Here is a 1922-nt window from a genome sequence, read left to right as displayed (position 1 = left end):
GTCGCACAATCTTTGTGCGGTATTGCCTTTAAAATCACCGGCTTCTGCCGTGATGCATTGTCTTTTTTTCTGCGTACATCGCCGCATCTGCACGGCTCATGATCTGCTCATAGCTGCTGTCCCCTGCCGCATAAGCGGAATACCCTACTGCAATGCTTAACCGGAACTCCGCCTCCCGTGAGAATGCCCCGTAGTCTTTCCGGCTGTCGTTCATCTCAGTGATCTTCTGCTTCAGCCGGTCGTAAAGCCGCTGCAAGTCGTCGCTGTCTTTGCCGTCCAGCAGGGCAATGAACTCATCACCGCCTACCCGATACACCTGATCATACACGGAAGTCATACACTTGGCGGCACTTTGCAGCAGCATATCCCCGCCGGCATGTCCAAAGGTGTCATTCACCATTTTCAGCAGGTTCAGATCCATGGACACAATACTGGTACGTTCCAGCACGCACTTTCTTGCATCGCGTTCCAGAGCATAGCGGTTCCCCAGCTTGGTCAGGTTGTCCGTATACGCCAGTGTCTGGAGCAGCCTGGTTTCCCGTTCCCGATTCATCTCCACCATCAGTTTCCGCAGTCCGTTCACCACGGAAAGTGCCAGATACAGCAGGAAGCCTGTCCGGACAATGAACGTCTGGTCGCCTACGGTGGAAACGAAAATGAAGAACAGAACATTGCTGCACACAAAGGCAAGCAGGAGAAGTAAACTGATGCGGTTGATCTTCTCCATTTGCCGGTATCGCTTTGCGATCATCACAATAAACATCACAGCAAGTATGCCCAGTGCTGCACTGAAAACTTTAACGGTGCGGGTATAGGACGCGATGCCGGTGAAGTGCAGAACACTCAACACGCACTCCAGCACCAGAAAGCTATAAAACGGCCATTTGATGCGGAGATCCGGCACAATATCCTCAAAATAAAACATCGCCAGCAGCGGCAGCAGAAACAGCGAAAAGTAATTGACATAATACTGCACCACCGCATTTTGATACAGGAACTGGTTCAGAAACAGCGGGCAGTTCAGATTCACTGCAAACACGATCGAAAGGCAGCCCAGCGACAGAGTTTCCGGTGCAGAAACATGCTTCGCTCTGCCCACCGTATAAATCACCACCAGCAGCACACCGGCAAGCAGCATTGCTACGTTGGAAATGCCGCTCAGCAGATTCTGCCGCAGGTAGTTGAACAGCAGTTCGTTCTGGGTGCCGATCGCCACCTCATAAGAGGGCATGAACTTGTTGGCATATACCGTTTCCACACAAATGGTCACCTGCCCGGCTGCGGACTCCGGCAGTCGGATAAAATGGGTATAAGTCCCCGGTGAATCGCAGATCTTTAAGCGTTCCCCGAAGTGGTAGATGTGTACTGCATCGTCTTCCGGCGTGCCTGTCACGTCAGTGAGGTAGGCATCCACATAGGAATCATTTGTCCGGAAAGAGATCACCTTCCCACGCATTTCCGATGTAACTTTATGGGACATCACCAGCTGATAGACTGTCTTTTCTCCACTATAATAAGGCTCGTCCGGCGGGTCAATGACCTGCTCCGTAGTCCAGTCATCCAGCACCATATTCACCGCATCTTCTCTCACAGGCATGCCCGTGGTAACGATCATGGAAACCACTACCACAACCAGCATCAGCAGTGTCAGACAGATCAGCAGACTTTTCTTTGACAGCCATTTCATCGGGCACACCTCCTTTTGTCAAACCTCGATTGTTTCCCTTATGGTAATAGTATAGCATGATTGCCAATAGTTTTCAAGTGTTTCGTGGGAGAAGTGGCATAATTTATAAAATTGACAAAAAGTGGCAGAAGTGTGGCGGCAGTTCTATAAAAAAACTGACCGGGGAAATCGGTCAGTCCTTTTAAATATGCTATGTTATTATGTTAAGGCAATACCGCACAAAGATTGTGCGACA

At 50.2% G+C, this 1922-nt stretch carries 1 protein-coding gene; it reads right to left on the bottom strand.

From position 1 onward, the window contains the following. Positions 1 to 34: 34 nt before the first annotated feature. Positions 35 to 1687 (bottom strand): GGDEF domain-containing protein, encoded by a 1653-nt coding sequence (locus tag RUMCAL_RS02305; RefSeq protein WP_021680845.1) that lies wholly within the window; start codon positions 1685 to 1687, stop codon positions 35 to 37. Positions 1688 to 1922: the final 235 nt, after the last annotated feature.

The sequence above is a fragment of the Ruminococcus callidus ATCC 27760 genome (assembly GCF_000468015.1).
GTDB classification, from domain to species: Bacteria; Bacillota; Clostridia; order Oscillospirales; family Ruminococcaceae; genus Ruminococcus_C; species Ruminococcus_C callidus.
This window is presented reverse-complemented; position numbering and strand designations above follow the sequence as displayed.